Consider the following 24,268-nt stretch of genomic DNA (forward strand, 5'->3'; position numbering starts at 1 on the left):
TGGGAGGGGTCCGTCATGGACTTCAAGATCAGGCTCGGCCTCACAGCCGCAGCCGCCGTTGTCGCCTTGGCCGGTTGCGCGGCCAAACCACCGCTGCGGGACGCCAAGGCGATCCGGGCCGATCGTCAGGTCGAGGCCCAGGCTAGCGCCTTCGAGAGCTTCATGCGCAATGCGCGCGCCATCGACGCCGACTTCTCAGGGCCGGCCTCGGTCGCCGAGGGCCTGCGGGTCGGGGCGTCCTATGATCCCAAGCAGATGGAGGCCGGCATGATCGCCTACGCCGCCATCGCCGCCCTGCAGGATCCGAAATTCGTGGCCGGGGTGCGCAAGGCCGGCCGCGACAAACAACTGGCCAAGCAGCTGGCGAGCCGGCCGGACCTGGCCGCCAGCCTGCCCGGCGCCGACGCCGGCGCGGCCCGCGCCAACGCCGCCCTCTATCGCCAGGGCGAGGCCCTGGCCGCCGGCGGCGCGCGGGTGAAGAAGGCGTCCTACAGCATCCAGCGGCAGGCCTGGGCCAAGGTCTTCGTGCCCGACGCCAAGGGCCGGCTGACCCGGGTGAAGCAGATCTCCGGCGCGGGTTATCGGCCGGTCGACGGCGACCAGGCCAGGCTCTACGCGGCGGTTTCCGAGGGCGGGCGGCGTGGCGGCGGCGCCAGTCCCGTGGTCAGTCGCGGCCTGGCGGTGGCCGCGCTCACCGTGCTGGGCGAGGACGGCAAGGCCAGGGGCCTGATGAGCGAACCCAAGAGCGGCATGTGCCTGCGGGTGGCCAAGCTGAACCTCTATCAGTGCCTGGCCGCGGCCGGTCCCTATTACGAGGACATTTACTGCCTGGCCCAGCACGGCATGCTGGAGCCCAGCGGATGCGCGACCAAGGCGGCCGGGGCGCCGATACGGACCGCGCAGAGATAGACGGCGCCTAACAACCGTCGAAGTCTGGCCTAGACTTGGCCCGCGCCAACCGATCGGCGCTGGAGATCATCGATGCCGCCGCCCGACCAGGACGACAATCCCTTCACGCGCTCCAGCCCCTGGGGCCGTATGCCGTCCCAGAAGCCGATGAGCATCGGTCCGTTGCCCAAGGCGGCGGACCGCACGGCGCCGGAGATCCGGCCCCGACCGGCGCCCGCCCAGGCCCCGGCGCCGCGCGCGGCGGCGTTCTCGCCGACCCCGGCGGCGCGGCCGTCGGGGATTCTGAGCGGCTCGCTGATCCCGCAGGCCGCGCCGAGGCCAGCGCCCCAGGCGCCGACGCCTGCTCCGGCTCCGGCTCCGGCTCCGGCCATGGAGGCGCCGCGTCCGCCGCCGCCGGTGGTCGCGCCCGAGCCTGCCCCCGTCGTCTTCGCGTCGCGCACGGCCGCACGGCCGCGCAAGTCCCGCACGCCGCTGATCCTCGGCCTGGGGGCCGGGCTCGCCGCCATGGCGGGGCTCGCGGCCTTCTTCATCCTGACCAGCAAGGACGCCCCGGCCCCGGTCGCCGCGCCGCCGCAGCAGCCTGCCATCGTGGCGACCGCCGCAGCGCCGATCGAGACGACGCAAGCCTTGCCGCCGCCCGTCGAGGCCGAACCGGCCCCGGCGCCGGTGGCCACGCCCCCCGCTCGAACCGTCGTGGCCGCCGCCAGCCCCCGGCCGGCACGGCGCGCCGAGCCGCCGCGGGCCGCCGCACCAGTCGCCGCGCCGCGCCTGGAGGTCCCCGCCCCCGAGCCCATTCCAGTCCCCGCCGTCGCCCCGCCGCCGCCCGCCACCACGGCGCCGTCCTTCACGCCGCGTCCGGCCATGCCGGTCGATCCCGACGCCCCGATCGCGCTGCATCCGAACTGACGCTCAGCACGGCTTTCGGTTTGCGCCTTCCGCCGTCGTCCTTAGAAAGGTTTGGCGCTAGTCGGGAGACGCACATGAAATCCCTGTCCTTGGACGAGATCGAGCCGTTGCTGGCCGGTCAGGTGGATGTGCGGCGGCGCAGCGGCTCGCTGCAGCCCCTGCGCCTGCCGGTCGCCGAACTGGGCTTCTACGACCCGTTCAACCGCTGGGTCGCCTCGTGCGCCGCGGGCTGCCGCATCCGCCTGTCCACGACCTCGCGCAGCCTGCGGATGACCGGCGCCCAGCGCTTGCTGGCCCAGCCCGCTGGAAACGAGCGGCGCGGCGCCTACGATCTCTATGTGGACGGCGAGCTCTTCGCCCGATCCTACGGCGAGGGCGGCGCCAAGATCGCCCTGGAGACCGCGACGCTCGACGGCGACGAAGCCTTCGCGGTCGCCTTCGACGGGCTGCCGGAGGGCAAGAAGCTCGTCGAGCTTTGGCTGCCGCAATCGGCCACCGTCTCGATCACGAGGCTGGAGCTGGACGACGGAGCCAGCGCCCAGCCGGCCGTCGATCCTCGGCCGCGCATCCTGTTCCACGGCAGCTCGATCACCCACTGCATGGAGGCCGAAGGCGCCAGCAGCGGCTGGCCGGCCGTGGCCGCGCGGCTGGCGGGCCTCGACCACCTCAACCTCGGCTGGGCCGGATCATGCCTGCTGTCGGGCCAGGCGGCGCGCATCATCCGCGACGCCCGCGCCGACGCCATCGTCCTGAAGCTGGGGATCAATGTCCATGGCGGCGGCCAGCTGCGCGAACGCACCTTCCCCGATTCAGCCCACGCGATGATCTCGATCATCCGCGAACGGCACGTGGCGACTCCGCTGGTCATCGCCTCGCCGATCTACGCTCCGCGTCGTGAGGACGAGGAGTCGCTGGGCGGCCCGTCCCTGGTCCGGATGCGGCAGTTGCTGCAGGAGGTCGTCGCGGCGCGGACGGCCGCCGGCGACACCGCGATCCGGTATCTCGACGGCCTCTCGCTGTTCGGCAAGGCCGACGCCCATCTGTTGCCGGACGATCTGCACCCCGACACGCAGGGCTACCGACTGATGGGCGAGCGCTTCCACGCCCTGATGTTGTCGGGCGATCAGGCCCTGGTCAGGGCTTAGCGCCCGACCACGGCTTGGACTTCGCGGCCGACCGCGCGGAGGCGGCCTTTTCGCTGCGGTGAATGCCGCCCTTGTTGTTCAGGTTCGCATTGGCGAAGCCGCCTGGACGGTGACGCAGGGCGGACATGGCGGCGGCGGCGGGCTTCTCGACTGGTTTTTCGGTCATTGGGGACCATAGCACGGTTTCCTCCGCGACCCGCTCAGACCCCGAACAGCGTCTTCAGGTACGGATTGAGCAGCCGGCCCTGCGGGTCGAGGCGACGGCGGACCTCCAGGAAATCGTTCCAGTTGGGATAGAGCACGGCCAGTTCGTGGGCCTTCAGGCTGTGCAGTTTGCCCCAGTGCGGGCGGCCGCCGTGTTTCAACAGCACCGGCTGGATCAGGCTGAACAGGAAGTCGTAGTCGTCCTTGTAATGGCAGTGCACGGCGATCGACCCGCGCGGTCCGTCCTGGAACGGTGACAGCCAGGCGTCGTCGGCGGCGATGCGGCGAACCTCGATGGGGAAGAACACGTCGGGACGATTGGCCTCGATGGTCGCCACCACCTCCTTCAGCCCGGCCAGGTGGTTCTCGACCGGCAGGTGGTACTCCATCTCGTTGAAGCGCACCGGGCGCTCGGTCGAGAGCAGCTTCCAGCCCTGATCGATGGCCTCTTCCGGGGCGGCCGATCCGAGCAGCGCCTTGGCGGCGGACTTGCGCAGCGGGGTGGAGAACCTGGTCAGGTTGCGAAGCTGCTTCAGCACCTCGAGGAAGGCCGAGTCGGTGTCGGGGCCGCGGGCCTTGGCCGGGGCGTCGGTTTCATCGTGCGAGATGTTGGCGGCCAGGTCGGTGAACGGAACCGCGTAGAACTCGAAGTTGCGATGCTTGGCCCAGCGTTCCTCGGCCTTGGCCAGGGTCTCCTCGAACGGCTCGATCCACACGCGGCGATGCAGGTTGCGGTTGGCGATGGTTTTTAGCCGCGCCTGGGTGATGACGCCGAGCGCGCCCAGCGAGACCTTGGCGGCCTGGAAGATGTCGGGGTTCTGGACGGCGTCGCAGTCGATGACCTCGCCGGCGACCGTCGCCAGCCGCAGGGCGACGACATCGCCGTGGATCGCCTGGATCTTCGCGCCCGTCCCGTGGGTGGCCGTGCCCAGGCAGCCGCCCAGCGACTGCTTGTTGATGTCGGGCAGATTGGCCATCGCCCGGCCGCGTTCGGCCAGGGCCGGGCCGAGCGCGCCGAGCCGCGTGCCGGCCCAGACCACGGCCTCATCGCCCTGCCAGCCGGCGACGCCGGACAGGTTGTCCAGGGTCATCAGCGTGCCGTCGGTGGGGACCAGGGCGGTAAAGGAGTGGCCGGCGCCGGCCACCCGCACCGGCGCGGCCGAGGTCTTGAGCGCCTCGGCGACCTGCGCCTCGTCGCGCGGGGCGCTGCGAACGGCGGGATAGGCGTAGGCGACGCCCGACCAGTTGCGCCACAGCAGGTGGTTCTCGCCATCGACGCTGGGCGGGGCCGGCGGCTCGGGCTTGTCGCGGGAGGCCAGATAGACCCCGCCGCCGGCCGCGGCGACCACGCCGGCGCCCCCGGCGATCAGAGCGGTGCGACGCGAGATCACGACCTGCCCTCCTGGTTGGCCATGAACCGGGTCAGAGCCTTGAAATCATCGGGCGTGCAGGACGCGCATTGGCCCATGGCGGGCATGGCCTTGTAACCCTGAACGACGTGATCGAGCAGCACCGCCTCGCCCTGCTTCCAGCGCGGCGCCCAGGCCTTGGCGTCATGCACCAGCGGCGCCCCGGAATCGGCGACCACGTGGCAGGCCTTGCAGGCGCCGGCATAGAGCTCGGCCAGACGCGGATCGGCCGGCGCCAGGCTGGCCGGGTCGGCGGGGGGGCCGGACTTCGGCGCGCAGGCGACAAGCAGCAAGCTGGCCGCGGCCAGCGAGACTAGGTGTTTCAAACGTCCTCCCCCAAGGCGGGCTTCCCGCTCTTACTTGATATGCAAGGCGACCTGGCGATCTGAACGCGCCAGGTCATGGTGTTCCAGGCAAGTGCATCACGCGAGACGATGGATGTCACGCGAGGTCGGAGCGGCCTGCCCAAAGCGATAAGCCCCTCAAAGCCCATCCAAAGAAAATCTGATCGACCGACCGCTTCCCATCAGGCTGATGAATGTTATATTGCGACTTACTCGCAAATAGGTTCGGAACGATGCAGACGGCCAAGAAGACCCTGAGCTACAGTTTGATGCACCTCGTGGTGGCGATCACCGTGGCCTACGCGCTGACGCGTGACTGGCGGGCGGCGCTGGCGATCGGAATGATCGAGCCGATCTTCCAGACCATGGCCTTCGTCATGCACGAACGGGTCTGGGCCCGGATTGCGGCCAAGGGAACCTCGTCAGCGGGCATTCGTTCGGCGAGCGTCGAAGCATATGAGGGAGCTGCAAGATGAGCGTGAACGTCGGACCCAGCGCGAAGGACCGCAAGGCGGTCGCCGAAGGCCTGTCGAAACTGCTGGCGGACAGCTATGCGGTTTACCTGAAGACCCACGGCTACCACTGGAACGTCAGGGGCGCGAACTTCTCCCAGCTCCATTCGCTGTTCATGACCCAGTACACCGAGATGTGGACGGCGATCGACGAAGTCGCCGAACGCATCCGCGCCCTGGGCGAACTGGCCCCGCAGGGCTACGTCGCGTTCGGCGCGCTCTCGGCCATCAAGGACGGCGACCCGGCCAAGAGCGCCGAGGCGATGCTGAAGGACCTGATCGAGAGCCACGAGATGCTGATCGCCACCCTCTACGCCGCCCTGCCGAGCGCGCAGGAGGCCGGCGACGAGGTCAGCGCGAGCCTGATCTCCGACCGCCTCACCGCCCATGAGAAGCACGTCTGGATGCTGCGCTCCTCGCTCGGATAGGGGCGCTCTAGCCGCAGGGGATCTTGGCCGCCGTCTCCACCACCGGGCGGACGACGGCGGTCCATAGCGCGTAGCCGGCCGGCGTCATGTGCAGGCCGTCGGCGATAAAGATGTCCTTCGGGCGACCGTCGGCCTCGAGCATGGCCGGGACCACGTCGATATAGTCGAGGTCGGCGCGGGCGTCGGCGAGGGCGCGGATCTTGGCGTTCACCTCGTCCTGCCGGGGCTTCTCGCCCAGCCGCGCCTTCGAGGGCTTCAGCGAGATGAAATAGACCGGCGTGGCGCCAAGCTTGGCGGTCTTCAGGGCCATGAACCGCTCGAAGTCAGCGACCGCCTCGGCGGCGCCCTCCCCGGCGTGGATGTCGTTCTCGCCGGCGTAGAACACCACCGCGCGGGGATGGTAGGCGCCGACCACACGATCGAAATAGGCGTTCACATCGGAAATCTGCGAGCCGCCGAAACCCCGGTTGATCACCGGGATCGGCGCCATGTCGCGCGCCAAGCTGGTCCAGAAGCGCACCGACGACGAGCCGGTGAAGACGATCTGGCAGAAGGCCGGCGGCGCGGCGCGATCGTGGGCCGCGAAGGCCTCGATCTCCGGCGCGAACGGCTCGGGTCCGGCGGCGGCGGGCTGGGCGAACGCCGGGGTCGCAGCCAGCAGACCGGCGACGATTACGGCGAGGTTGGAGCGGAGCAGTCTCATGACGTCCTCCCGACGATCTGTCGGCTGATGATCTGGCGCCGAAACGACAAGAGCGCCGCGGTTTCCCGCGGCGCTCCGTTCGTTCAGAAGGCTGCGAAGCCCTAGAAGCGGTACTGGAATTCCACGCCGTAGGTGCGCGGGAAGTTCAGCTTCACGGTCTCGCGATAGGTGCCGTTGGACGTAACCGCGGTCGGCGTGGCGCTTTGATAGGCGACCTCGTCGAAGGCGTTCTTCACGTAGCCGATGACGGTGAAGCGATCCTGGCCGTCCTTCCAGAGGGCGCGGAAGTCGACGATCTCGTTCGCCGGGGCCGTGTAGTTGGCCTGGCTGAAGATGCCGGTCTGCATGTCGTCGGTGTAGGTGTAGGTCCCGCCGAGCGTCAGGCTGCCGGCGTCGAAGTGGAAGGTGTAGTTGGCGCCCAGGTTGAACTTGTTCTCGGGCGTCATCGGCAGGCGGTTGCCGACCAGATCCTGTTGGCGAGCCGGGCCGGCCGCGCCGACCGGCTTGGCGCCGGGACGGCTCGCGGTCGGGTCGTTGGTGTCGACGAAGCAGCAACCGTCTTTGATCTCGGCGTTGATGTAGGCGTAGCTCGCGAAGATCATCAGGTTGTCGAGCGGGGCCCACTGGCCTTCGAGTTCGACACCCCAGTTGCGCGCATCCAGGTTGAGGAACTGCGTGCCGGTCGAGCCCGTCGCCGGGTTCAGGATCACGCTGATCGGAGCCTGGAAGCCCTTATAGTCGGCGTAGAAGATCGCCGAGTTCAGCTGGAAGCGGCCGCCGATGGTCTTCTTCAGGCCGAGTTCGTAGTTGTTGACGTACTCGGGGTCGGCGTAGGGCACCGGGGTCAGGCCGTTCGAAGCCAGCCAACCGCCCGACTTGTAGCCGCGGCTGTAGCGGGCGTAGGCGTTGGTGTCGCCGTCCGGCTGCCACTGGACGCCGAGCGTACCGGTCCAGGCGTCGTATTCGGCCGACAGATCACGGGTCAGACCACCGCCGGCCTTTTCACGCAGATTAGCGTATTGCGGCAGCGCATGGCAGGCCGCGAGGGTCGCCCCGCCGCAGACCACGAAGGTGGTGAAGTCCAGCGCCATGCCTTGGCCGACGGCCAGCGGAACATTGGCGAACTGCCGCAGCAAGGTGGTGGTGGTGTTGCTGCGCGAGACGTAACGGGCGGAGTCGGTGCCGGTCTTCTCGTCCTTGCTGTAGCGCAGGCCCGCGGTCAGGGTCCAATTCTCGGCGAACTCGTAGTCGATCTGGCCGAAGCCGGCGTAGGAGTCGACCTCCAGCGTGCCGTCGACGAACAGGTAGTTACCCTTGGGGTTCGGGGCCGCCAGGCCGCCGGTCGCCAGGCTGAACGGTTGCAGCATGGCCGCATCGCCCAGCACGCGCAGGCCCTGAGGCTGCGAATAGGACTGGTGGTACTGATAGAGGCCGACGATCCAGTGCAGCGGGCCGTCGGAGTTGGACGAGAGGTTGATCTCGTTCGAGTACCACTCTTGCTTCTCCTGATAGAAGAAGCGCTCGTTGGGCGAGACGTTGGTGGCGGTGTAGGCGCCGAACGGCGTCAAGGCGTTGACGCTGATCAGACCCTGACGCGAGGAGCGGTCCTCGTCGCCGTTGGTGTTGTAGACATAGGCTTGGTACCCGGCGAGGTACTTCAGCGTCATGCCGCCGAGGTCCCAGGTGACGTCGAAGTGCAAGCGGTTGTGGTTGCTGAGCTTGCCTTCCATCGTCTGGTCCATGTCGATCTTGTACGGATCGGCGATGGACGGGTTGACCTTGGTGTAGCCGAAGGTCGGGTTGTAATAGAGCGCCGAGTTGCCCAGGCCGGTCGCGGAGACCGTGTCGTACGGGTTGATCGCCGCTTCGTGGATGTTGCCGACGCCGTAGCTGTCGTCCCAGTCGAACTTCGTATAGCGCAGACGCGCGGTGATGTTCTCGCCGAGGTCGGCTTCGATCTGGCCTTCGAGGATGTAGCGCTTGACCGCGCTGGTGTCCCCGCCGGGGCCGACGTTCTCGATGAAGCCCTTGTCGCGACGCTCGACCGAACCGCCGACCAGGAAGCGCAGGCCTTCGGTGATCGGGCCGGTGACCAGGGCGTCGGTGCGCCAGGTTCCGTAGTTGCCGACCGCGGCGCGAACCTCAGCCTGGAATTCCGAGCTCGGGCGCTTGCCGATGATGTTCAGCGCGCCGCCGATCGAGTTACGACCGTAGAGGGTGCCCTGCGGACCACGCAGGATTTCCGTCCGCTCGATGAACAGCGACGGGGTCGATGAGTCGGCCATCGAGTTGGAGAAGATGCCGTCCGAATAGAGCGCCACGCTGGGATCGGTCCCGATGGCGTTGGTCAGACGACCGAAACCCCGGATCGAGAGGCGGTCATTGTTGGTGTAGGCGACGCTCGGCGTGACGCGGGCCAGGTCCTCGACCGTGGCGACGCCCATGAGGTCGCGCTTTTCGCTGGTGTAGGCGGTGACGGCGACCGCCACGTCCTGCAGGCTCTGTTCCCGCTTTTCGGCGGTGACCACCAGCTCTTCAATGGTGAAGGCGTCTTGAGCCATCGCGGGCGCCGCGACGGCGGTAAGGGCGGCGACGGATGCGCCCATAATGAAGAATCTGCGCAACGGCAGTGATTGGATCATGTGTTACCTCCCAGCCAGACGCGGACGTTATGCCGTCCGTCGCGTGTGCTTAATGTACCCAGGCTGGAGGTCTCGAACAGTGTTCGAATAGAGGGAAAAGCCCCAGGCCGGCACTTTCCCGCGCCTTGTGGCGTAAGGGTCGCGACCCCATCGGGGCGCCATATGGCTAAGCTAAGGAAAAGACAGGACGATTGGGCTCGAAACCGCGCAACCCTAGCGGCGGAAGATCAGGGCTTCCAATCCGCGGACCGCCGAGACGACCGCCTCATCTTCGGGTCCGCATCCCGGCTCGCCCCGGGAAAGCGCCACGGCGGCGATGCCCCGCCCCCAGGCCCAGATCGCCTCGGCGATCTTGTCGGCCACCTCCGGCGCGTGCTGGTCGGCGAAGTCGGCCATGATCGCGCCGCGCGACACCGCGAAGGCCTCGGCCTCGGCGGCGGCGACGTCCTCGCGGCGACCGGCGTCCCTGGCCTCGTACATCAGTTCGTAGAGCTCGGGCTTTTCGCGCAGGAAGGTCAGATAGGCCGAGCCCGTGGTGCGCAGCCCCTCACCCGGGCCGGCGGTCTCGTAGGCCGCGCGCATCGTCTCGGCGAGTTGGCGGAAGCCGTCGACGGCCAGGCCGGCCAGCAAGGCGGCCTTGTCGGCGTAGTGGTAGTAGACGGTCCCGGGCGCGACGCCGGCCCGATCGGCGATGGCCCGCAGCGAAAGCCCGCTTCGGCCGCTCTCGTGCAGGATGTCCCGCGCCGCAGCTAGAAGTTGTCCGCGAACATTTCCCACGTGATAGGTGCGACGACGTTCCGCAGTCGCCGGGGTCATGACGCTCGCCCGCTCGATGATGCCCACGCCGCCCCGTCCATCCTGGGGATCACCCCTGCTCGTCGGCCAAAGTTATCAACGCTAACTTAAGGCCGTTTATTGCGCCGCACGCAATGGATATCAACGGTTCCGCTACACGCCCGGCTTGTGAGCGCCTCGCGACTCTAGGTCGAAAAGGGCGGCCCGGCGACGCCGAAGAGACCTAGGTCAGGCCGGCGACCTTTGCGCCCAGGGCGCTCACGAGATCGGCGGGGTCGAGGCGCACCTGCAGGCCACGCTGTCCCCCGTTCACGAACACCTTGGCGTGAACGAGCGCCGCCTCGTCGATCACGGTGGGCGCGGCCCGCTTTTGACCGAACGGACTGACCCCGCCGACTCGGTAGCCGGTGATCCGTTCGGCGTCGGCGGGCTTCATCATCTGGGCCGACTTGCCGCCCGTCGCCACGGCCAGCTTCTTCATCGCCACCTCCTGGTCGGAGGCCAGGATCGCGCAGACCGGCTTGCCGTCGACCTGGGCCATCAGGGTCTTCAGCACCTGGTCAGGCGACACCCCGAGGCTCTCGGCGGCCTGCAGCCCGACCCGCGGCGCATCGGGATCGTAGTCGTAGGTGTGCAGTTCATAGGCGACGCCCGCCTTGTCCAAGGCCAGCGTCGCAGGAGTCGTCTTGGCCATGCCTCGGCTTTAGCCGGACGCACGGCTCGCGCCTAGTCGCCGAGCCCCCCGCGCGAATGGGGAGCGGGCGCGATTTCGCGCGTCATGCCGGTTTCGGCGACGGGAAAACGCCGTTGTGTCTGGTCGACTGAGAAAAATCGCCCATATGCTGGCGGTGCTGGCGCGGAAACCGACCTTGAGCGTTTCCGTAACGCGACCGCATGGAGCCGCCACCCGATGCCACGAGATTCAAGCCCGCTGCCGCCCCCAGCCGCCTCGGCGCTGGAGTTAATCGGGCGCACCCCGATGGTCGAGTTGATCGGTTTCGACACCGGCCCCTGCCGCCTGTTCGTGAAGCTGGAGAGCGCCAATCCCGGCGGTTCGATCAAGGATCGCATCGCCCGCTCGATGATCGAGGCGGCCGAGGCCGACGGTTCGCTGAAGCCCGGCGGGACCATCGTCGAGGCCACCGCCGGCAATACAGGCCTGGGCCTGGCCCAGGTCGGCGTGCTGAAGGGCTACAAGATCCTGCTGGTCGTCCCCGACAAGATGAGCCGCGAGAAGATCCAGCACCTGCGGGCCATGGGCGTCGACGTCCGCATCACCCGCTCCGACGTCGGCAAGGGCCACCCCGAATACTACCAGGACATGGCCGAGCGGCTGGCCGCGGCGATCCCCGGCGCGATCTTCATCAACCAGTTCGCCAACCCGGCCAATCCGAAGGCCCACGAGACCACCACCGGCCCGGAGATCCTGGAGCAGATGGAGGGCGACCTGGACGCCGTGGTGGTGGGGGTCGGCTCCGGCGGCACCCTGACGGGGCTGGGCCGCTACTTCGCCAAGGCCTCGCCCAAGACCAGGATGGTGCTGGCCGATCCGCTGGGATCGATCCTGGCCCCGCTGGTCAACACCGGCGAGCTGATCGAACCCGGCTCCTGGGTGGTCGAGGGCATCGGCGAGGACTTCGTGCCGACCAACTGCGACCTCGCCCTGGTCGCCAAGGCCTATACGATCACCGACGCCGAGAGCATCGGTGCGGCGCGCGAGCTGCTGACCAGGGCCGGGATCCTGGGCGGCTCGTCCTCGGGCACCCTGCTGGCCGGCGCGCTGCGCTATTGCCGCGAGCAGACGCAGCCGCAACGGGTGGTGACCCTGGTCTGCGACACCGGCGCCAAGTACCTGTCCAAGGTCTATAACGACAGCTGGCTGGCCGAGCAGGGTCTGACCCAGCGCAGCCTGCATGGCGACCTGCGCGACCTGATCGCCCGCTCGCCAGCCGATGGCGGGGCGGTGACGGTCGGTCCCGACGACACCCTGCTGACCGCCTATAACCGAATGCGCCAGGCCGATGTCAGCCAGCTGCCGGTGCTGGACGGCGGGCGGCTGATCGGCCTGATCGACGAGAGCGACCTGCTGGAAGCCGTCGAGGACTCCAAGCCCGACAAGCGCTTCGCCCAAAGCGTCGCGGCGGCCATGACCGCCAAGCTGGACACCCTGCAGGCCGGCGATCCGCTGGACGCCCTGCTGCCGGTGTTCGAGAAGGATCAGGTGGCCATCGTCCTGGACGGCCGCGAGTTCGTCGGCCTGATCACCCGCATCGACCTCATCAACTATCTCAGGCGCGCAGCGTGACCGACCACGGCAAGAACCGACTCGATTTCGCCACCCGCGCGATCCACGGCGGACAGTTCCCGGACCCGACAACCGGGGCGGTGATCACCCCGATCTACGCCACCTCGACCTATGGCCAGTCGAGCCCCGGCGAGCACCAGGGATTCGAGTATTCACGCAGCCAGAACCCGACGCGCTTCGCCTTCGAGCGCGCCCTGGCCGACCTGGAAAGCGGCACGCGCGGCTACGCCTTCGCCTCGGGCCTGGCGGCGATCTCGACCTTCCTGGAGGTGCTGGACGCCGGCGACCACGTGATCGCCAGCGAGGACCTCTATGGCGGTTCGTTCCGACTGTTCGACAAGGTGCGCCGGCGCTCGGCCGGCCTGGAGTTCAGCTTCGTCGACATGAGCGACGTCGCGGCCATCGAGGCGGCGATCAAGCCAAGCACCAAGGTCATCTGGGTGGAGACCCCGACCAACCCGCTGCTGCGGCTGGCCGACCTGGCGGCGATCGCGGCGCTGGCCAAGTCGCGCGGCCTGATCGCGGCGGCCGACAACACCTTCGCCAGCCCCTACTGCCAGCGGCCGCTGGAGTTCGGGTTCGACGTGGTCATGCACTCGACCACCAAATACATTTCCGGCCACTCCGACATCGTCGGCGGCTGCCTGGTGGCGGGCGCGAACGCCGAACTGGCCGAGACCCTGGGCTTCCTGCAGAACGCCATCGGGGCGGTGGCCTCGCCGTTCGACTCGTTCCTGGCCCATCGGGGCTTAAAGACCCTGGCCCTGCGCATGCAGCGTCACTGCGAGAGCGGGATGAAGATCGCCCGTTGGCTGGAGACCCGCCCCGACGTCGCCCAGGTGATCTATCCGGGGCTGGAGAGCCATCCGCAGCACGCCCTGGCGGGGCGGCAAATGACCGGCGGCTTCGGCGGCATGATCTCGGCGGTGCTGGACCGCGACCTGGCCGGAACCCGGCGGATGCTGGAGCGCACGCGGCTGTTCACCCTGGCCGAGAGCCTGGGCGGGGTGGAGAGCCTGATCGAGCATCCAGCGATCATGACCCACGCCTCGATCCCGGCCGAGACCCGCGCCCGGATCGGCATCGCCGACGGCCTGATCCGCCTGTCGGTGGGCATCGAGGACGCCGACGACCTGATCGCCGACCTGGAGCAGGCGCTGGCCTAGCGCCCGCCACCCACCACTCGTCATCCTCCGGTCAGCCGGGACGGCGTATACAGGCTGCGGCCGTCTTTCCTTCCCCATTGATGGGGGAGGGGGACCGCGAAGCGGTGGAGGGGGCGGTCACAAACTCAGAGCCCAGTCTCGCCCCCTCCACCACGCGCGCCGCGCGGGCCCCCTCCCCCGCTGCGCAGGGGAGGAAAGGCAAGATCCAAGCGCTGAATTTAGTGCCCCGCGTGGGCCTTGCGGGCGGTGTCCCAAGCCACGAATTCGGGCCCGTCGATCAGGCCGTCCTTGTTCTTGTCGGCCTTGGCGAAGTCGTCGGCGGGCAGCTTGTAGGCGACCCACTCGGCCTTGCTGATCCGGTCGTCCTTGCTGGTGTCGGCCGGATGGATGAACCGGCCTTCGGCGGCGAGAGCCGCGGTGGCCGACCCGGCCAGAACGACGGCGGCGGCCAGGCAGAACTTGGTGAAACGCATGAAGGTCCTCCGTGAAGCCCGCGCAGCCTGACGGCGGGTCGTGGCGGAAATGCGCCGCCACGACCTTACGGCTTCAGGCGAATGTCGGACGCCGACGCCGACGGACCGCGCCGCCGGTCATGAGGAAGCCCGCGACCAACATCGCCCAGGTCGCCGGCTCCGGCACGGCGGAGAGATAGATGTCGCGCGTGGAGAACGCTCGGTCGGAGCCGAAGACGTCGTAGTCGATGTTCCAGCCGATGGCGTCATAGGCGGCCAGGTCGAGCGACGTCACCCGGCCCATCTGACCATAGGCGACCGTCGGGTCCATCATGCCCAGCGACGACTGGCCGGGGATGTTGTCGCGCCAGTGGGACGCCTGGTTCTCGTCGCCGTTGTAGTTTCCGGTCGAGAAGTAACCGCCTTGGTAGGCGCTCTTGCCGTCGATCGAGAAGTAGGGACTTCCCCCCACAGACCAGTCCAGCGCCGGCCCGCCGTCGCCCAGTCCGCCGAGATTGTCGCTGTAGCGATAAAGGTCCAGCACCGAGGCGATGGCGTAGTCGTTGAGGTTCAGCAGGGCGAAATTCGGATCGGTGGCCAGCGGCCCGTTGGGGGCGCCAAGGATGTCGTAGGTGTCGATCCCGCTGACGAAGCCCAGGGCATGGCCGATCTCGTGGATGGCGACGCTGATGAAATCGATCGAGTCCGACGCGATCCCGTCGCCCGGGTTGAAGTCGAACTTGAACTGGTTGCTGAACTCGATCCGGCCGTCGGCCGCGTCGCCGAAGCCGAAGAAGCCCAGCGCCTTCAGGTTGGCGGTGTTGGCGTCCAGGAACGCGTTGTTGCCGCTGAGGTCGTTGTCGAACACCCGGGTGGTCGTGTCCACGCCCTGGCCGGTCGGCAGCTTGTAGCCGGAGGTGATGACGTCAAGCGCGCCGTAACCGCCCACGCCCGGCTTCAGGACCTGGAGATTGGCGGCGGCGATGGCGTCGAGCTGGGAATTTCCGACCGCGGCGATCTGGCCCTGGACCACCTCGATCGGCGCGACCGTCGAGCTGCTGAGGGTCTGGCCGAGGATCCGGTCGCCGAGTCGCCTGAACCCGACGTCGAGATTGATCGTCACGTCGTTGGTGAGCCGCTGCTCCCAGAACTTCGAGGCGATGCTAAAGCCCTTATAGGCCTGACTGCCGCTTTCAACGCCGCCGACATCGTTGAGCACGATCTTGGCCGCCAGGGCCGGGGTCGAGAATGCGGCGACGGCCAGGACGGCCGTCGCCGATACCAGGAGCTTCCTCATCGAGTCTCTCCGCGGCGCGCCGAGAGACTTGCGAACGCGTCCGCCGCCCCCCGCACAATGGTTAATCCGCGGCCAGCCTCACACACCCCAAGTTGAGCCTCAATAATATTCTATTGCAGCGCTTGTTTTTGAGTTGAACCGACCACCGCTCAGTCGACTTGCTTACCCTTTGGCGGCGTCAGTTCGGTCGGCGGCCACTTGATCCCCAATTGATCGAGATAGGTCGGATAACGATCTTGATCGTAGTAGTATTTCCGCATTTCCGGCCGATACCGAGCCATTACATCGGTGTTTATTTCAATCGGCGGTTTATCGGTTGCGCTCAACATTGGCAGATACTTCTGATCTTTCGTCTGTACGTTGACGAAGTAATCTTTGGCCTTGGCGCGTAGGTCGGGCCGGGTCAACACGTCCACCAAGGTCATGGCCACAACCTTGGATCCGGCGACGACGCCCTTGTGCGCCACCGGCGTGGCCATGGAGATGGCGCTCGACCAGTGGTGGCCCGGCAGCTCAGGAATATTGGCCGGGTAGAGGATGGTGATGGTCGGCAGGGTCCAGGAGATGTCCCCGATATCGTCCGATCCGCCGCTCTCCGGCTTTTCGACCGGAGCCTCGGTCTTGGCCAGCTCGACGGCTAGCCCCTTCTCCGGCGCGCCCATGTTCTTCTGCACGGCCTTGGCGAAGGCCTGCTCTTCCGGCGTCCATTTCGGCAGCCCGACCTTGTCGATATTGGCCTTGGCGGCCTCGGCCAGCGGACGGTTGAAGTGCCGGGGCGCGGCCGACCCGACCACCTGGCGGCTGACCGAGGTGTCGGTCATCTTGGCGGCGGCCTCGGCGATGGTGTTGCCGATCTCGTAGTTCTTCTTGATGCCTTCGAAGGTCTGTTCGCGGAAATAGTACCAGACGGTGGCCGACGACGGCACGACGTTGGGCTGGTCGCCGCCGTCGGTGATGACGTAGTGCGAACGCTGCTCGGGCCGCAGGTGCTCGCGGCGCATGTTCCAGCCCATGTCCATCAGTTCGACGGCGTCCAGCGCGCTGCGCCCGCGCCACGGCGCCCCAGCCGAGTGCGCCGACGCCCCCTTGAACGTGTACTTCACCGAAATCAGGCCGGTGCCGCTGGGCTGGCCCCAGGCCGTGGCGAGGTTGGAGGCGACATGGGTGAAGATCGCCACGTCGGCGCCTTTGAACACCCCGTCGCGAACCATATAGGCCTTGGCGCTCAGCAGCTCCTCGGCCACGCCGGGCCAGAGCATCAGGGTGCCGGAGATGTTCTCCTTCTCCATGAGCTCCTTGACCGCCAGGGCGGCGACGACGTTGAGCGCCTGGCCCGAATTGTGCCCCTCGCCATGGCCCGGCGCGCCCTCGATGATCGGCTCGTGCCAGGGCACGCCCGGCTTCTGCGAGGCCTTGGGGATGCCGTCGATGTCGCTGCCCAGAGCGATCAGCGGGCCGCCCTTGCCGTGGGTCCAGGTCGCGGTCCAGCCGGTCGGCAGGCCGGCCACGCCGCGCACGATCGTAAAACCGTTCTTCTCCAGCACGGCGGTGACGTAGTTCGAGGTCTCGACCTCCTGGAACGCCAGCTCGCCGAACGAGAAGATCGAGTCGTTCATCTGCTGGGCCAGCTTGGCGCGGGCGACGACGCCGGCCTCGGCGCGGGTCTTCAAACCCGCGATGGTCGAGGCCGAATAGGTCTGGGCCAGGGCCGCCGGCGCAGCCGCGCACATCAGCCCGGCCACCGACATGGCCGTCAGGAACTTGGAAACCGTCATCACTCCCCCCGTCGCTTCACTGCCGACAAGGGGGCACGAATAGGGGGCGGCGGAAAAGCGTTTTTCGCGCGGACCGGGCGTAGGCGGACGATCCTCAGCGCGGCGAGAGGTTGATCACCGCGTCGTCGCCCTCGATGTGGACGATGACCACCCCCAGGGCCGGGCCGCCGTCGATCTCCAGCACCATGTTCTGCCCGACATAGTCGGCCAGGCTGGCGCCGCTGAGCGCGCGGATCTTGCCGATGAAGCTGAGCAGGGCCGTGGCGCTATGCTCGACCGAGGCCTCGAAGCTCACCGCCTCCAGCGGCTTTTCGACCGTACCGATGATGCCGGTGCCGCGGCGTGTCGTGTGAACCATCTCTCTACCTCACCAGCTTCAACGTGCCCGTGATCGCGTCGACCTTGGAGATCTCGCCCGGCCCGATCCCGACGCAGGTCGGGGTTCCGGCCTCCACCACCGTGCGGCCGGCGTCGCGGACCAGCATGACCGGCAGGCCCGCCGCCTCGGCCTGGGCGACCAGGTCGAACAAGGCCGCCTCGGACTCGCAGCGCAGCACCACCTTGGGCATGCCGACGTCGAGCCAGCCGATTTGCTGCTCGCGCGGCGCGCGCAGCAGCCCGCCCACCGCGGCGTGCGCCACCTGCGCGGCCAGCTTGCCCGGCGGCAGGTTCAGCGCCTGATTGACGACGATGACTTGCTTCATGGCCATCCCATGCCCGCCCGCCGCCCACGACGGCAAGGCCATTCGGGCGCCCGACCGGAAGATTTCACGGGCGCGCCGGCCCTTAGGCCGCTAGGATTCGGCTTCACGGAGGACGACGAACATGGCCGACACCCCTGATGACCCGGCCTCGCCCGCGGAAACCCCGATCCAGCGCGCCCTGCGCCTGAAGAAGGCCGCCATCGAAGCCAAGGCGAAACCCCCGCGCGGCGGCAAGTTCCAGCGCGAGCAGGCCGCGGCGGCGCACTCGTCGTCGAAGTCCAAGCCCTGGATGGCGCGGTAAGACTTTAGGGATTTCGTCACCGCCCGGCGCAGCGCGCGGGGCGGTATGGCGGAGAGGGTGGGATTCGAACCCACGGTACCCGTAAAGGTACGCCGCATTTCGAGTGCGGTGCTTTCGACCACTCAGCCACCTCTCCAGAGACGACGCCGGGCCTCGGAAGAGAGGGCCCGCTGAGCGAGGCGCGGAACCTACTCATCCGGCCCCTCCAGATCAAGCGGCTGTTTCGTTGTTTTTCAACGGGGATAGAGAACCATCTGTGTGCAGCGGAACAGGGCGATGGTCTTGCCGCTCTCCTGATGGGTCGCCACGGCGTCCCAGACCTGGGTCATGCGGCCGCCGTGCGCCATCCGGGCCTCGCAGACGACGGTGTCGCCTTCCCGCGCCGTGCCCAGGAAATTGCTCTTCAGCTCGATAGTGGTGAAGCCGCTCCCGCCGTCGGGCAGCGAGATCCGGCAGCCGTAACCGGCGGCCGAATCGAGCAGGGCGATGACGCTGGCCGCGTGCATGAAGCCGTTCGGCGCCATGTGCTTCTTGGCCACCTTCATCTGACTGCGCAGATAGCCCTGGCGCGCCTCCAGCACCTGCAGGCCAAGCTCGCCCGGCAGGAAGCCCTCCTGCATGGCGTTGAGGTCGGCGACCGGGTCGTCGCTCAGGGTGGGGAAGACGTCGCCCATGGGGAGCTCCTTCAAAGATCAGGCGTCGGCGGCCAGGACCGCGATCCCGTCCTGGTCGGCGAAGAGGATGTCGCCGGGCGTGAAGATCACCCCGCCGAACGCCACCGGCGTATCGAGCACGCCCTCGCCGCGCTTGACGCTGCGCATGGGGTTGGTCCCCAGCGCCTTGACCCCGATGTCGAGGGTGGCGAGCACCGCGGTGTCGCGCACAGCGCCGAACACCACGATCCCGGCCCAGCCGTTCTTGACCCCGTCGCCAGCCAGCATGTCGCCGACCAGGGCGCGGTGCAGCGAGCCGCCGCCGTCGACCACCAGCACGCAGCCCGCGCCGGGGGTCGCCAGCGTGGCCTTCACCACCGAGTTGTCCTCATGGCAGCGCACGGTGCGGATCGGCCCGGAGAAGGCGATCCGGCCGCCCAGGTCGCGGAACTGGGTCTCGCAGACCGCCATGGTCTGTTCGTGCTGATCGCAGAGGTCGGCGACGGAGATCTGGTTCATGCGGTGGCGGGTCCCTTGTAGGCGTCGCGCAGTTCGCGCTTCATCACCTTGCCGATATGGCTGCGCGGCAGTTGGTCGACCAGTTGCAGGTCGGCCAGGCGTTGGGTCTTGCCGAGCTTGGCGTTGACCCAGTCCTTGAGCACGTCCGGCGCGATCGTCTGGCCGGGCCGCAGGGCCACGAACGCCACCGGCGTCTCGCCCCACTTGTCGGACAGCACCCCGACCACGGCGGCTTCCAGCACCGTCTCATGGACGACGATCTCGGCTTCCAGATCGGACGGATAGATGTTGAAGCCGCCCGAGATGATCATGTCCTTCTTGCGGTCCATGAGCGTCAGGAAGCCGTCCTCGTCGAACCGGCCGACGTCGCCGGTGCGGATGAAGCGCAGGCCCTCAGGGTTGTACCATTCGGCCTCGGAGGTCTTGCCCGGCTGGTTGTGGTAGCCGACCATCATCGCGCCCGAACGGCCGACGACCTCGCCGATTTCGCCTTGGGCGACTTCCTTGCCGTCCTCGTCGATCAGCCGGATATCGTGGCCGGGCAGCGGCTTGCCGACCGTGTGCAGCTTGTCGGGGTGTTCGTGGGCGACCAGGCCGCAGGAGCCGCCGCCCTCGGTCATGCCGTAATATTCGACCAGCCCGCCCGGCCAGCGCTTCAGCACGTCGGCCTTGATCTCCGGGGAGAAGGGCGCGCTGGTCGAGAACTTCATCTGGAAGGCGGAGAGGTCGTAGCTGTCGAAATCAGCCCGCTCCATGATCCGGCGGTATTGGACCGGCACCAGCATGGCGTGGGTGACGCGGTGCTTCTCCGACAGCTTCAGGAACTGCTCGGCGTCGAACTTCGGCATCAGCACGGCGGTCCCGCCGTTGGAGATGGTCGGCAGGTAGGAGACCAGGGTGGTGTTCGAATAGAGCGGCGTCGAGACCATGGTCACCGCGCCCATCGGATAGGCGCCGCGACGGATCTGGCCCCAGCGCATGCGGTGCGGCTGGATGATGCCCTTGGGCGCGCCGGTCGTGCCCGACGAATAGATGATGTTGAAGCCCTGGTCGGGGTCGATGGTCACCGGCTCGGGCTTGGAGCCCTTGGGCGCCAGCCAGTCCTCGAAGGCCACGCCGGCGGCCGAGCCGTCGAGGGCCACGCGCTTGGCGGTGATCTGGCCCGCCACGCCTTCCAACTGCTTGGCGACTCCGGCGTCGAGGAAGAAGACCTTCGCGCCGCTGTCGTTCAGCATCATGACCAGGCTCTCGGCCGTCGAGGACGGCGCCAGCGGCGCGACGATCGCCCCGGCCCGCAGGATGCCGAAGAAGGTCGCGCCATACTCCGCCGAGGTGGTGGCGCAGGCCGCGGCGACGTCGGCGGTCTTCACGCCGTCGCGCTGCAGGGCGACCGCGATGCGGTCCATCAGCTCATCGAGTTCGGCGTAGGAGATGGTGCGGTTGGCGTCGATCAGGGCGGGCGTGGCGCCCAGCTCCTTGGCCTGCTCGCGGATCACATCGGCCAGCGTCCCGAAGTCCTGGGTGAGAATCTGTTCCGCGGACATGCCTACTCCCGAATGGTTGTTTGAAATCTGCCGGGGTTCTAAAGCCCGAATCCGCCCGGCCCGCAATCGGCGCTTGCCGCGCGGCGCTTCCGCGAGGGAAAGTATCGAGGCCCGCCCCCGCATTTCGGCGGCGCACCGACATTCAAGACCCATGGGGCCGTTAGAGCCCACGCATTCTTCTGGGACGAAACCACATTATGGCTGACGAGATGATCTCGCTTGGGGCCAAGCTGAAGCTGCTGGCCGACCTCAAGCCCGACGCCCCCGCGGTGAGCTGCGGCGATACGACCCTGACCTATCTGGAATTCCACAAGCTCTCCAACCGCGCCGCGCGCGGCCTCCTGGCCCACGGCGTGAAGCTGGGCGACCTGGTGACGCTGGGCCTGCCCAACTCGACGGACTTCGCCGTGGCCTGCTGGGCCATGTGGAAGATCGGCGCGACGCCGCAGCCGGTGGCCTTCCGCCTGCCCAAGGCCGAACTGGAAGCGATCATGGAGCTGGCCAAGACGCCGGTGGTGATCGCGCAGTTCGAACACCAGATCGACCGGCCGCTGCTGTCGGTGGCCGACCTGCTGGCGCTGTCGGACGACGACAGCGACCTGCCCGACGTCACCGCCCCGATCTCCAAGGCGCCGACCAGCGGCGGCTCCACCGGACGGCCGAAGCTGATCCTGGCCGGCCAGCCGGGCGTCAGCACCAAGGACATTCCCGAGGTCGGCGGCTGGCGGCTGAAGGCCGATTCCATCGCCCTGCTGCCGGCCCCGCTCTATCACAACGCCGGTTTCGGCATGATGATGTCGGCCTTCGGCATGGGCGCGCACATGGTGCTGCTGCCGCGCTTCGAGGCCGAGGCGACCCTGGCCGCCATCGAGAAGCACAAGGCCAGCTGGGTCTATCTGGTGCCGACCATGATGAACCGCATCTGGCACCTGCCGGAGGAAACCCGCGCCAAGTACGACCTGTCGTCGCTGCAGACCCTCTGGCACCTGGCCGCGCCCTGCCCGGCCTGGCTGAAGGAGGCCTTCATCCACTGGGTCGGCCCTGAAACCGTGATGGAGCTCTACGCCGGCACCGAGGCCCAGGCGGTGACCACGATCTCCGGCGCCGAATGGCTGGAGCATCGCGGCTCGGTCGGCAAGGTCACGGTCGGCGAGATGATGGCGGTCGGCGAGGACGGCCAGCCCCTGGCGGCCCGCGAGGTCGGCGAGATCTATATGCGCCGCCCGGAAGGCGCACCGGCCACCTACCAATACATCGGCGCCACGGCCAAGGTGATGCCCGGCGGCTGGGAGAGCCTGGGCGACATCGGCTGGTTCGACGAGGACGGCTATCTCTACCTGGCCGACCGGCGGACCGACATGATCCTGGTCGGCGGCTCCAACGTCTATCCGGCCGAGATCGAGGCGGCGCTGGAGGAGCATCCCGACGTGCAGTCCTGCGCGGTGATCGGCATCCCCGACGACGATCTGGGCGCGCTGATCCACGCCATCGTCCAGACCAAGGGATCGCGCGACGAGGCCTCGCTGCGCGCCCACCTGGCGACCCGGCTGGTGACCTACAAGCAGCCGCGGACCTATGAGTTCGTGGACGAACCGCTGCGCGACGACGCCGGCAAGGTGCGCCGCAGCGCCCTGCGCGACGAACGCATCGCGCAGCTGAAGCAGCAACAGCCGGCGTAGAGATGCTCCCCCGCTGGGGGAGCTGTCAGCGAAGCTGACTGAGGGGGACTTTGACTCCTGCAGGAGAAGAGCCCCTCCNTCCCCCAGCCGGGGAGGATCTGGAAGCCCGGCGCGAGGACAGTTGAAGCCCATGCTGCACCGCGATATGCCAATTCCATTCTTCAAAAATAATTTCCGGGGAAACGCATGAGCATTAAAGGCAAGGCCTACATCGTGGGGGCGTACGAGCATCCGCTCCGCGACGCGCCCGACAAGTCGACGCCGCAGCTCCACGCCGAATGCGCCAAGGGCGCGCTGGAGGACGCGGGCCTCAGCAAGGACGACATCGACGGCTATTTCTGCGCCGGCGACGCGCCCGGTTTCGGGGCCATGTCGATGATCGACTATATGGGCCTGCGCAATGTGCGGCACATGGACTCCACCGAGACCGGCGGCTCGTCCTACCTGCTGCATGTCGGCCACGCGGCCCAGGCGATCGCCGAGGGCAAGTGCAAGGTGGCGCTGGTCACCCTGGCCGGCCGTCCGCGCCAGAACAAGGGCGGCTGGGGCGGCGGCGCGGGCAAGCCCGGCCAGCTGACCGACGGCCCGCCCGAGGCCGGGTATGAGAACATCTACGGCGGCTCGACCCACAACACCTACGGCATGTGCGCCATGCGGCACATGCATGAGTACGGCACCACCAGCGAGCAGTTGGCCTGGATCAAGGTCGCCGCCAGCCACCACGCCCAGTACAATCCCAACGCCTTCCTGAAGGACGTGGTGACCGTCGAGCAGGTGGTGAATTCACGGATGATCTCCGACCCGCTGCACCTGCTGGACTGCTGCGTGGTCACCGACGGCGGCGGCGCGCTGATCGTCACCACGCCGGAAATCGCCCGGAGCCTGAACCGTCCGAAGGTCAAGGTGATGGGCGCGGGCGAGTCCCCCAAGGGCCCGATGGGCGGCAGGAACCTCGACCTCACCCATTCGGGCGCGGTCTGGTCCGGCCCGATCGCCTTCGGCGAAGCCGGCGTCACCCCGGCCGACATCAAGTACGCCTCGATCTATGACAGCTTCACCATCACCGTGCTGATGCAGCTGGAAGACCTTGGCTTCTGCAAGAAGGGCGAGGGCGGGAAGTTCGTCGCCGACGGCAACCTGATCTCCGGCGTCGGCAAGCTGCCCTTCAACACCGATGGCGGCGGGCTCTGCAACAACCACCCGACCAACCGCGGCGGCATCACCAAGGTGATCGAGGCGGTCCGTCAGCTGCGCGGCGAGGCCCACCCCAAGGTGCAGGTCCCCAACTGCGATATCGCCCTGGCCCACGGTACGGGCGGCTCGCTCGGCACCCGCCACGGCGCGGCGACCCTCATCATGGAACGGGAGGCCTAAGAGCCATGAGCGACGTTCAAGACCGTCCCGCCAACATGACGCGGAACATCCCGGCCCCGGCCGTGACCATCGAGAGCAAGCCCTTCTGGGACGCGGCGACCGAAGGCCGGTTCCTGATCAAGCGCTGCACCGCCTGCGGTGAAGCCCACTGGTATCCGCGCGCGCTGTGCCCGTTCTGCTTCTCCGACGAAACCGTCTGGGAAGAGAGCCCCGGCGAGGGTGTGATCTATTCCTACAGCGTCATGCAACGCTCGCCGTCCGGCCCCTACGCCATCGGCTACGTGACCCTGAAGGAAGGCCCCGCCGTCCTGACCAACTTCGTCGACGTGGCGCCCGACGGGCTCTCCATCGGCCAGAAGGTCAAGGTGAAGTTCCAGCCCACCGAGAACGGCCCGCCGGTCCCGGTGTTCGCGCCGGCGTAGAGGTGACGCAGATCCTCCCCCGCTGGGGGAGGTGGCGCGCGTAGCGCGACGGAGGGGGCTTGCGGCCTAAAGGCTTGAAG

The 24,268-nt window shown here is 68.0% G+C and carries 25 protein-coding genes, 1 tRNA gene and 1 pseudogene; 11 read left to right on the forward strand and 16 right to left on the reverse strand.

Translation table 11 applies throughout. The features are described 5' to 3' along the window. Positions 1-15: 15 nt before the first annotated feature. The 3 genes from ASE02_RS19045 (at position 16) to ASE02_RS19060 (ending at position 2,960) form a co-directional block, all read left to right on the forward strand. Positions 16-909 (forward strand): hypothetical protein, encoded by an 894-nt coding sequence (locus ASE02_RS19045; RefSeq protein ID WP_056736338.1) that lies wholly within the window; start codon positions 16-18, stop codon positions 907-909. A 72-nt stretch (positions 910-981) separates the two neighbouring features. Then, positions 982-1,815, forward strand: coding sequence for a hypothetical protein (locus ASE02_RS22495; protein WP_156406127.1), 834 nt, complete (start codon positions 982-984; stop codon positions 1,813-1,815). Positions 1,816-1,889: 74 nt separating this feature from the next. After that, entirely contained in the window at positions 1,890-2,960 is a 1,071-nt protein-coding gene (locus ASE02_RS19060) for a GDSL-type esterase/lipase family protein (RefSeq protein WP_056736343.1), read from the forward strand. Here the strand turns inward: ASE02_RS19060 and ASE02_RS22500 are convergent. From ASE02_RS22500 to ASE02_RS19070, 3 genes are read right to left on the reverse strand one after another with little or no spacing between them, the layout of a single operon-like run. Then, positions 2,950-3,126, reverse strand: a complete 177-nt coding sequence (locus ASE02_RS22500; RefSeq protein ID WP_156406128.1) for a hypothetical protein — start codon at positions 3,124-3,126, stop codon at positions 2,950-2,952. The genes ASE02_RS19060 and ASE02_RS22500 overlap by 11 nt on opposite strands. A gap of 34 nt (positions 3,127-3,160) precedes the next feature. Further along, entirely contained in the window at positions 3,161-4,555 is a 1,395-nt protein-coding gene (locus tag ASE02_RS19065; RefSeq protein ID WP_056736344.1) for a D-arabinono-1,4-lactone oxidase, read from the reverse strand. Further along, positions 4,552-4,899, reverse strand: coding sequence for a cytochrome c5 family protein (locus ASE02_RS19070; RefSeq protein WP_056736346.1), 348 nt, complete (start codon positions 4,897-4,899; stop codon positions 4,552-4,554). Before ASE02_RS19070 ends, ASE02_RS19065 begins: the two co-directional genes overlap by 4 nt. A gap of 251 nt (positions 4,900-5,150) precedes the next feature. On the opposite strand from ASE02_RS19070, the gene ASE02_RS19075 reads away from it, so the two are divergent. Continuing rightward, positions 5,151-5,393: a DUF2061 domain-containing protein gene (locus ASE02_RS19075; RefSeq protein WP_056736351.1), complete on the forward strand. Its 243-nt coding sequence runs from the start codon at positions 5,151-5,153 to the stop codon at positions 5,391-5,393. Next, positions 5,390-5,857 (forward strand): Dps family protein, encoded by a 468-nt coding sequence (locus tag ASE02_RS19080; protein WP_056736352.1) that lies wholly within the window; start codon positions 5,390-5,392, stop codon positions 5,855-5,857. Before ASE02_RS19075 ends, ASE02_RS19080 begins: the two co-directional genes overlap by 4 nt. 7 nt (positions 5,858-5,864) lie before the next feature. On the opposite strand, the gene ASE02_RS19085 is transcribed toward ASE02_RS19080, so the two are convergent. From ASE02_RS19085 to ybaK, 4 genes are all read right to left on the reverse strand, one after another. Further along, positions 5,865-6,560 (reverse strand): GDSL-type esterase/lipase family protein, encoded by a 696-nt coding sequence (locus tag ASE02_RS19085; RefSeq protein ID WP_056736353.1) that lies wholly within the window; start codon positions 6,558-6,560, stop codon positions 5,865-5,867. 101 nt (positions 6,561-6,661) lie between these two features. Then, the gene (locus ASE02_RS19090; RefSeq protein WP_056736354.1) at positions 6,662-9,202 is read right to left on the reverse strand and encodes a TonB-dependent receptor; all 2,541 of its coding nucleotides are present in this window, start codon (positions 9,200-9,202) and stop codon (positions 6,662-6,664) included. Between the two features lie 213 nt (positions 9,203-9,415). Then, positions 9,416-10,045 carry a TetR/AcrR family transcriptional regulator gene (locus tag ASE02_RS19095; RefSeq protein ID WP_056736355.1) on the reverse strand — a complete coding sequence of 210 codons (630 nt, stop codon included), beginning with the start codon at positions 10,043-10,045 and terminating at the stop codon, positions 9,416-9,418. 175 nt (positions 10,046-10,220) lie between these two features. Next, positions 10,221-10,691 (reverse strand): Cys-tRNA(Pro) deacylase, encoded by a 471-nt coding sequence (gene ybaK, locus ASE02_RS19100; protein ID WP_056736356.1) that lies wholly within the window; start codon positions 10,689-10,691, stop codon positions 10,221-10,223. A gap of 216 nt (positions 10,692-10,907) precedes the next feature. Between ybaK and ASE02_RS19105 the strand changes: the two genes are divergently transcribed. Together ASE02_RS19105 and ASE02_RS19110 are read left to right on the forward strand one after the other, a co-directional pair. Further along, entirely contained in the window at positions 10,908-12,302 is a 1,395-nt protein-coding gene (locus ASE02_RS19105) for a cystathionine beta-synthase (RefSeq protein ID WP_056736360.1), read from the forward strand. Continuing rightward, on the forward strand, positions 12,299-13,468 hold the full coding sequence (locus tag ASE02_RS19110; protein ID WP_056736366.1) for a cystathionine gamma-synthase: 1,170 nt from the start codon (positions 12,299-12,301) through the stop codon (positions 13,466-13,468). The genes ASE02_RS19105 and ASE02_RS19110 overlap by 4 nt, the downstream gene beginning before the upstream one ends. Before the next feature lie 218 nt (positions 13,469-13,686). On the opposite strand, the gene ASE02_RS19115 is transcribed toward ASE02_RS19110, so the two are convergent. The 5 genes and pseudogenes from ASE02_RS19115 to pth2 all read right to left on the reverse strand — a co-directional run bounded on the left by ASE02_RS19115 (position 13,687) and on the right by pth2 (position 17,696). Next, positions 13,687-13,941, reverse strand: a complete 255-nt coding sequence (locus ASE02_RS19115; RefSeq protein ID WP_056736368.1) for a hypothetical protein — start codon at positions 13,939-13,941, stop codon at positions 13,687-13,689. 73 nt (positions 13,942-14,014) lie between these two features. Next, the gene (locus tag ASE02_RS19120; RefSeq protein WP_056736370.1) at positions 14,015-15,217 is read right to left on the reverse strand and encodes an NF038122 family metalloprotease; all 1,203 of its coding nucleotides are present in this window, start codon (positions 15,215-15,217) and stop codon (positions 14,015-14,017) included. 149 nt (positions 15,218-15,366) lie between these two features. Continuing rightward, positions 15,367-16,887: pseudogene (locus ASE02_RS19125) on the reverse strand (amidohydrolase); the annotation flags it as partial. A gap of 199 nt (positions 16,888-17,086) precedes the next feature. Beyond that, positions 17,087-17,350, reverse strand: coding sequence for a hypothetical protein (locus ASE02_RS19130; RefSeq protein WP_056736371.1), 264 nt, complete (start codon positions 17,348-17,350; stop codon positions 17,087-17,089). A gap of 4 nt (positions 17,351-17,354) precedes the next feature. After that, positions 17,355-17,696, reverse strand: coding sequence for an aminoacyl-tRNA hydrolase (gene pth2 / locus ASE02_RS19135; protein ID WP_156406129.1), 342 nt, complete (start codon positions 17,694-17,696; stop codon positions 17,355-17,357). 121 nt (positions 17,697-17,817) lie between these two features. Between pth2 and ASE02_RS19140 the strand changes: the two genes are divergently transcribed. Continuing rightward, positions 17,818-17,997: a hypothetical protein gene (locus ASE02_RS19140; RefSeq protein ID WP_056736375.1), complete on the forward strand. Its 180-nt coding sequence runs from the start codon at positions 17,818-17,820 to the stop codon at positions 17,995-17,997. 46 nt (positions 17,998-18,043) lie between these two features. Here ASE02_RS19140 and ASE02_RS19145 read toward each other — a convergent pair. The 4 genes from ASE02_RS19145 to ASE02_RS19160 all read right to left on the reverse strand — a co-directional run bounded on the left by ASE02_RS19145 (position 18,044) and on the right by ASE02_RS19160 (position 20,713). Then, positions 18,044-18,133, reverse strand: a tRNA-Ser gene (locus tag ASE02_RS19145). Positions 18,134-18,230: 97 nt separating this feature from the next. Continuing rightward, positions 18,231-18,671, reverse strand: a complete 441-nt coding sequence (locus ASE02_RS19150) for a PaaI family thioesterase (protein ID WP_056736377.1) — start codon at positions 18,669-18,671, stop codon at positions 18,231-18,233. 18 nt (positions 18,672-18,689) lie between these two features. After that, positions 18,690-19,169 carry a ribonuclease E activity regulator RraA gene (rraA, locus tag ASE02_RS19155; protein ID WP_056736378.1) on the reverse strand — a complete coding sequence of 160 codons (480 nt, stop codon included), beginning with the start codon at positions 19,167-19,169 and terminating at the stop codon, positions 18,690-18,692. Next, on the reverse strand, positions 19,166-20,713 hold the full coding sequence (locus ASE02_RS19160) for a class I adenylate-forming enzyme family protein (protein ID WP_056736381.1): 1,548 nt from the start codon (positions 20,711-20,713) through the stop codon (positions 19,166-19,168). Before ASE02_RS19160 ends, rraA begins: the two co-directional genes overlap by 4 nt. Before the next feature lie 197 nt (positions 20,714-20,910). Between ASE02_RS19160 and ASE02_RS19165 the strand changes: the two genes are divergently transcribed. From ASE02_RS19165 to ASE02_RS19175, 3 genes are all read left to right on the forward strand, one after another. Then, entirely contained in the window at positions 20,911-22,392 is a 1,482-nt protein-coding gene (locus ASE02_RS19165) for an AMP-binding protein (protein ID WP_056736383.1), read from the forward strand. 186 nt (positions 22,393-22,578) lie between these two features. Continuing rightward, positions 22,579-23,766, forward strand: a complete 1,188-nt coding sequence (locus ASE02_RS19170) for a thiolase domain-containing protein (RefSeq protein WP_056736385.1) — start codon at positions 22,579-22,581, stop codon at positions 23,764-23,766. Positions 23,767-23,771: 5 nt separating this feature from the next. Then, on the forward strand, positions 23,772-24,188 hold the full coding sequence (locus ASE02_RS19175; RefSeq protein WP_082602210.1) for a Zn-ribbon domain-containing OB-fold protein: 417 nt from the start codon (positions 23,772-23,774) through the stop codon (positions 24,186-24,188). The last annotated feature ends 80 nt before the right edge of the window (positions 24,189-24,268 follow it).

Source organism: Phenylobacterium sp. Root700 (assembly GCF_001429025.1).
Lineage (GTDB): Bacteria > Pseudomonadota > Alphaproteobacteria > Caulobacterales > Caulobacteraceae > Phenylobacterium.

Excerpts from the sequence above, each read along its gene's own strand:
- ASE02_RS19045 (WP_056736338.1), top strand. The coding sequence starts at position 16 with ATGGACTTCAAGATCAGGCTCGGCCTCACAGCCGCAGCCGCCGTTGTC.
- ASE02_RS22495 (WP_156406127.1), top strand. The coding sequence starts at position 982 with ATGCCGCCGCCCGACCAGGACGACAATCCCTTCACGCGCTCCAGCCCC.
- ASE02_RS19060 (WP_056736343.1), top strand. The coding sequence starts at position 1,890 with ATGAAATCCCTGTCCTTGGACGAGATCGAGCCGTTGCTGGCCGGTCAG.
- ASE02_RS22500 (WP_156406128.1), bottom strand. The coding sequence starts at position 3,126 with ATGACCGAAAAACCAGTCGAGAAGCCCGCCGCCGCCGCCATGTCCGCC.
- ASE02_RS19075 (WP_056736351.1), top strand. The coding sequence starts at position 5,151 with ATGCAGACGGCCAAGAAGACCCTGAGCTACAGTTTGATGCACCTCGTG.
- ASE02_RS19080 (WP_056736352.1), top strand. The coding sequence starts at position 5,390 with ATGAGCGTGAACGTCGGACCCAGCGCGAAGGACCGCAAGGCGGTCGCC.
- ASE02_RS19085 (WP_056736353.1), bottom strand. The coding sequence starts at position 6,560 with ATGAGACTGCTCCGCTCCAACCTCGCCGTAATCGTCGCCGGTCTGCTG.
- ASE02_RS19090 (WP_056736354.1), bottom strand. The coding sequence starts at position 9,202 with ATGATCCAATCACTGCCGTTGCGCAGATTCTTCATTATGGGCGCATCC.
- ybaK (WP_056736356.1), bottom strand. The coding sequence starts at position 10,691 with ATGGCCAAGACGACTCCTGCGACGCTGGCCTTGGACAAGGCGGGCGTC.
- ASE02_RS19105 (WP_056736360.1), top strand. The coding sequence starts at position 10,908 with ATGCCACGAGATTCAAGCCCGCTGCCGCCCCCAGCCGCCTCGGCGCTG.
- ASE02_RS19115 (WP_056736368.1), bottom strand. The coding sequence starts at position 13,941 with ATGCGTTTCACCAAGTTCTGCCTGGCCGCCGCCGTCGTTCTGGCCGGG.
- ASE02_RS19120 (WP_056736370.1), bottom strand. The coding sequence starts at position 15,217 with ATGAGGAAGCTCCTGGTATCGGCGACGGCCGTCCTGGCCGTCGCCGCA.
- ASE02_RS19130 (WP_056736371.1), bottom strand. The coding sequence starts at position 17,350 with ATGGTTCACACGACACGCCGCGGCACCGGCATCATCGGTACGGTCGAA.
- pth2 (WP_156406129.1), bottom strand. The coding sequence starts at position 17,696 with ATGAAGCAAGTCATCGTCGTCAATCAGGCGCTGAACCTGCCGCCGGGC.
- ASE02_RS19140 (WP_056736375.1), top strand. The coding sequence starts at position 17,818 with ATGGCCGACACCCCTGATGACCCGGCCTCGCCCGCGGAAACCCCGATC.
- ASE02_RS19150 (WP_056736377.1), bottom strand. The coding sequence starts at position 18,671 with ATGGGCGACGTCTTCCCCACCCTGAGCGACGACCCGGTCGCCGACCTC.
- rraA (WP_056736378.1), bottom strand. The coding sequence starts at position 19,169 with ATGAACCAGATCTCCGTCGCCGACCTCTGCGATCAGCACGAACAGACC.
- ASE02_RS19160 (WP_056736381.1), bottom strand. The coding sequence starts at position 20,713 with ATGTCCGCGGAACAGATTCTCACCCAGGACTTCGGGACGCTGGCCGAT.
- ASE02_RS19165 (WP_056736383.1), top strand. The coding sequence starts at position 20,911 with ATGGCTGACGAGATGATCTCGCTTGGGGCCAAGCTGAAGCTGCTGGCC.
- ASE02_RS19170 (WP_056736385.1), top strand. The coding sequence starts at position 22,579 with ATGAGCATTAAAGGCAAGGCCTACATCGTGGGGGCGTACGAGCATCCG.
- ASE02_RS19175 (WP_082602210.1), top strand. The coding sequence starts at position 23,772 with ATGAGCGACGTTCAAGACCGTCCCGCCAACATGACGCGGAACATCCCG.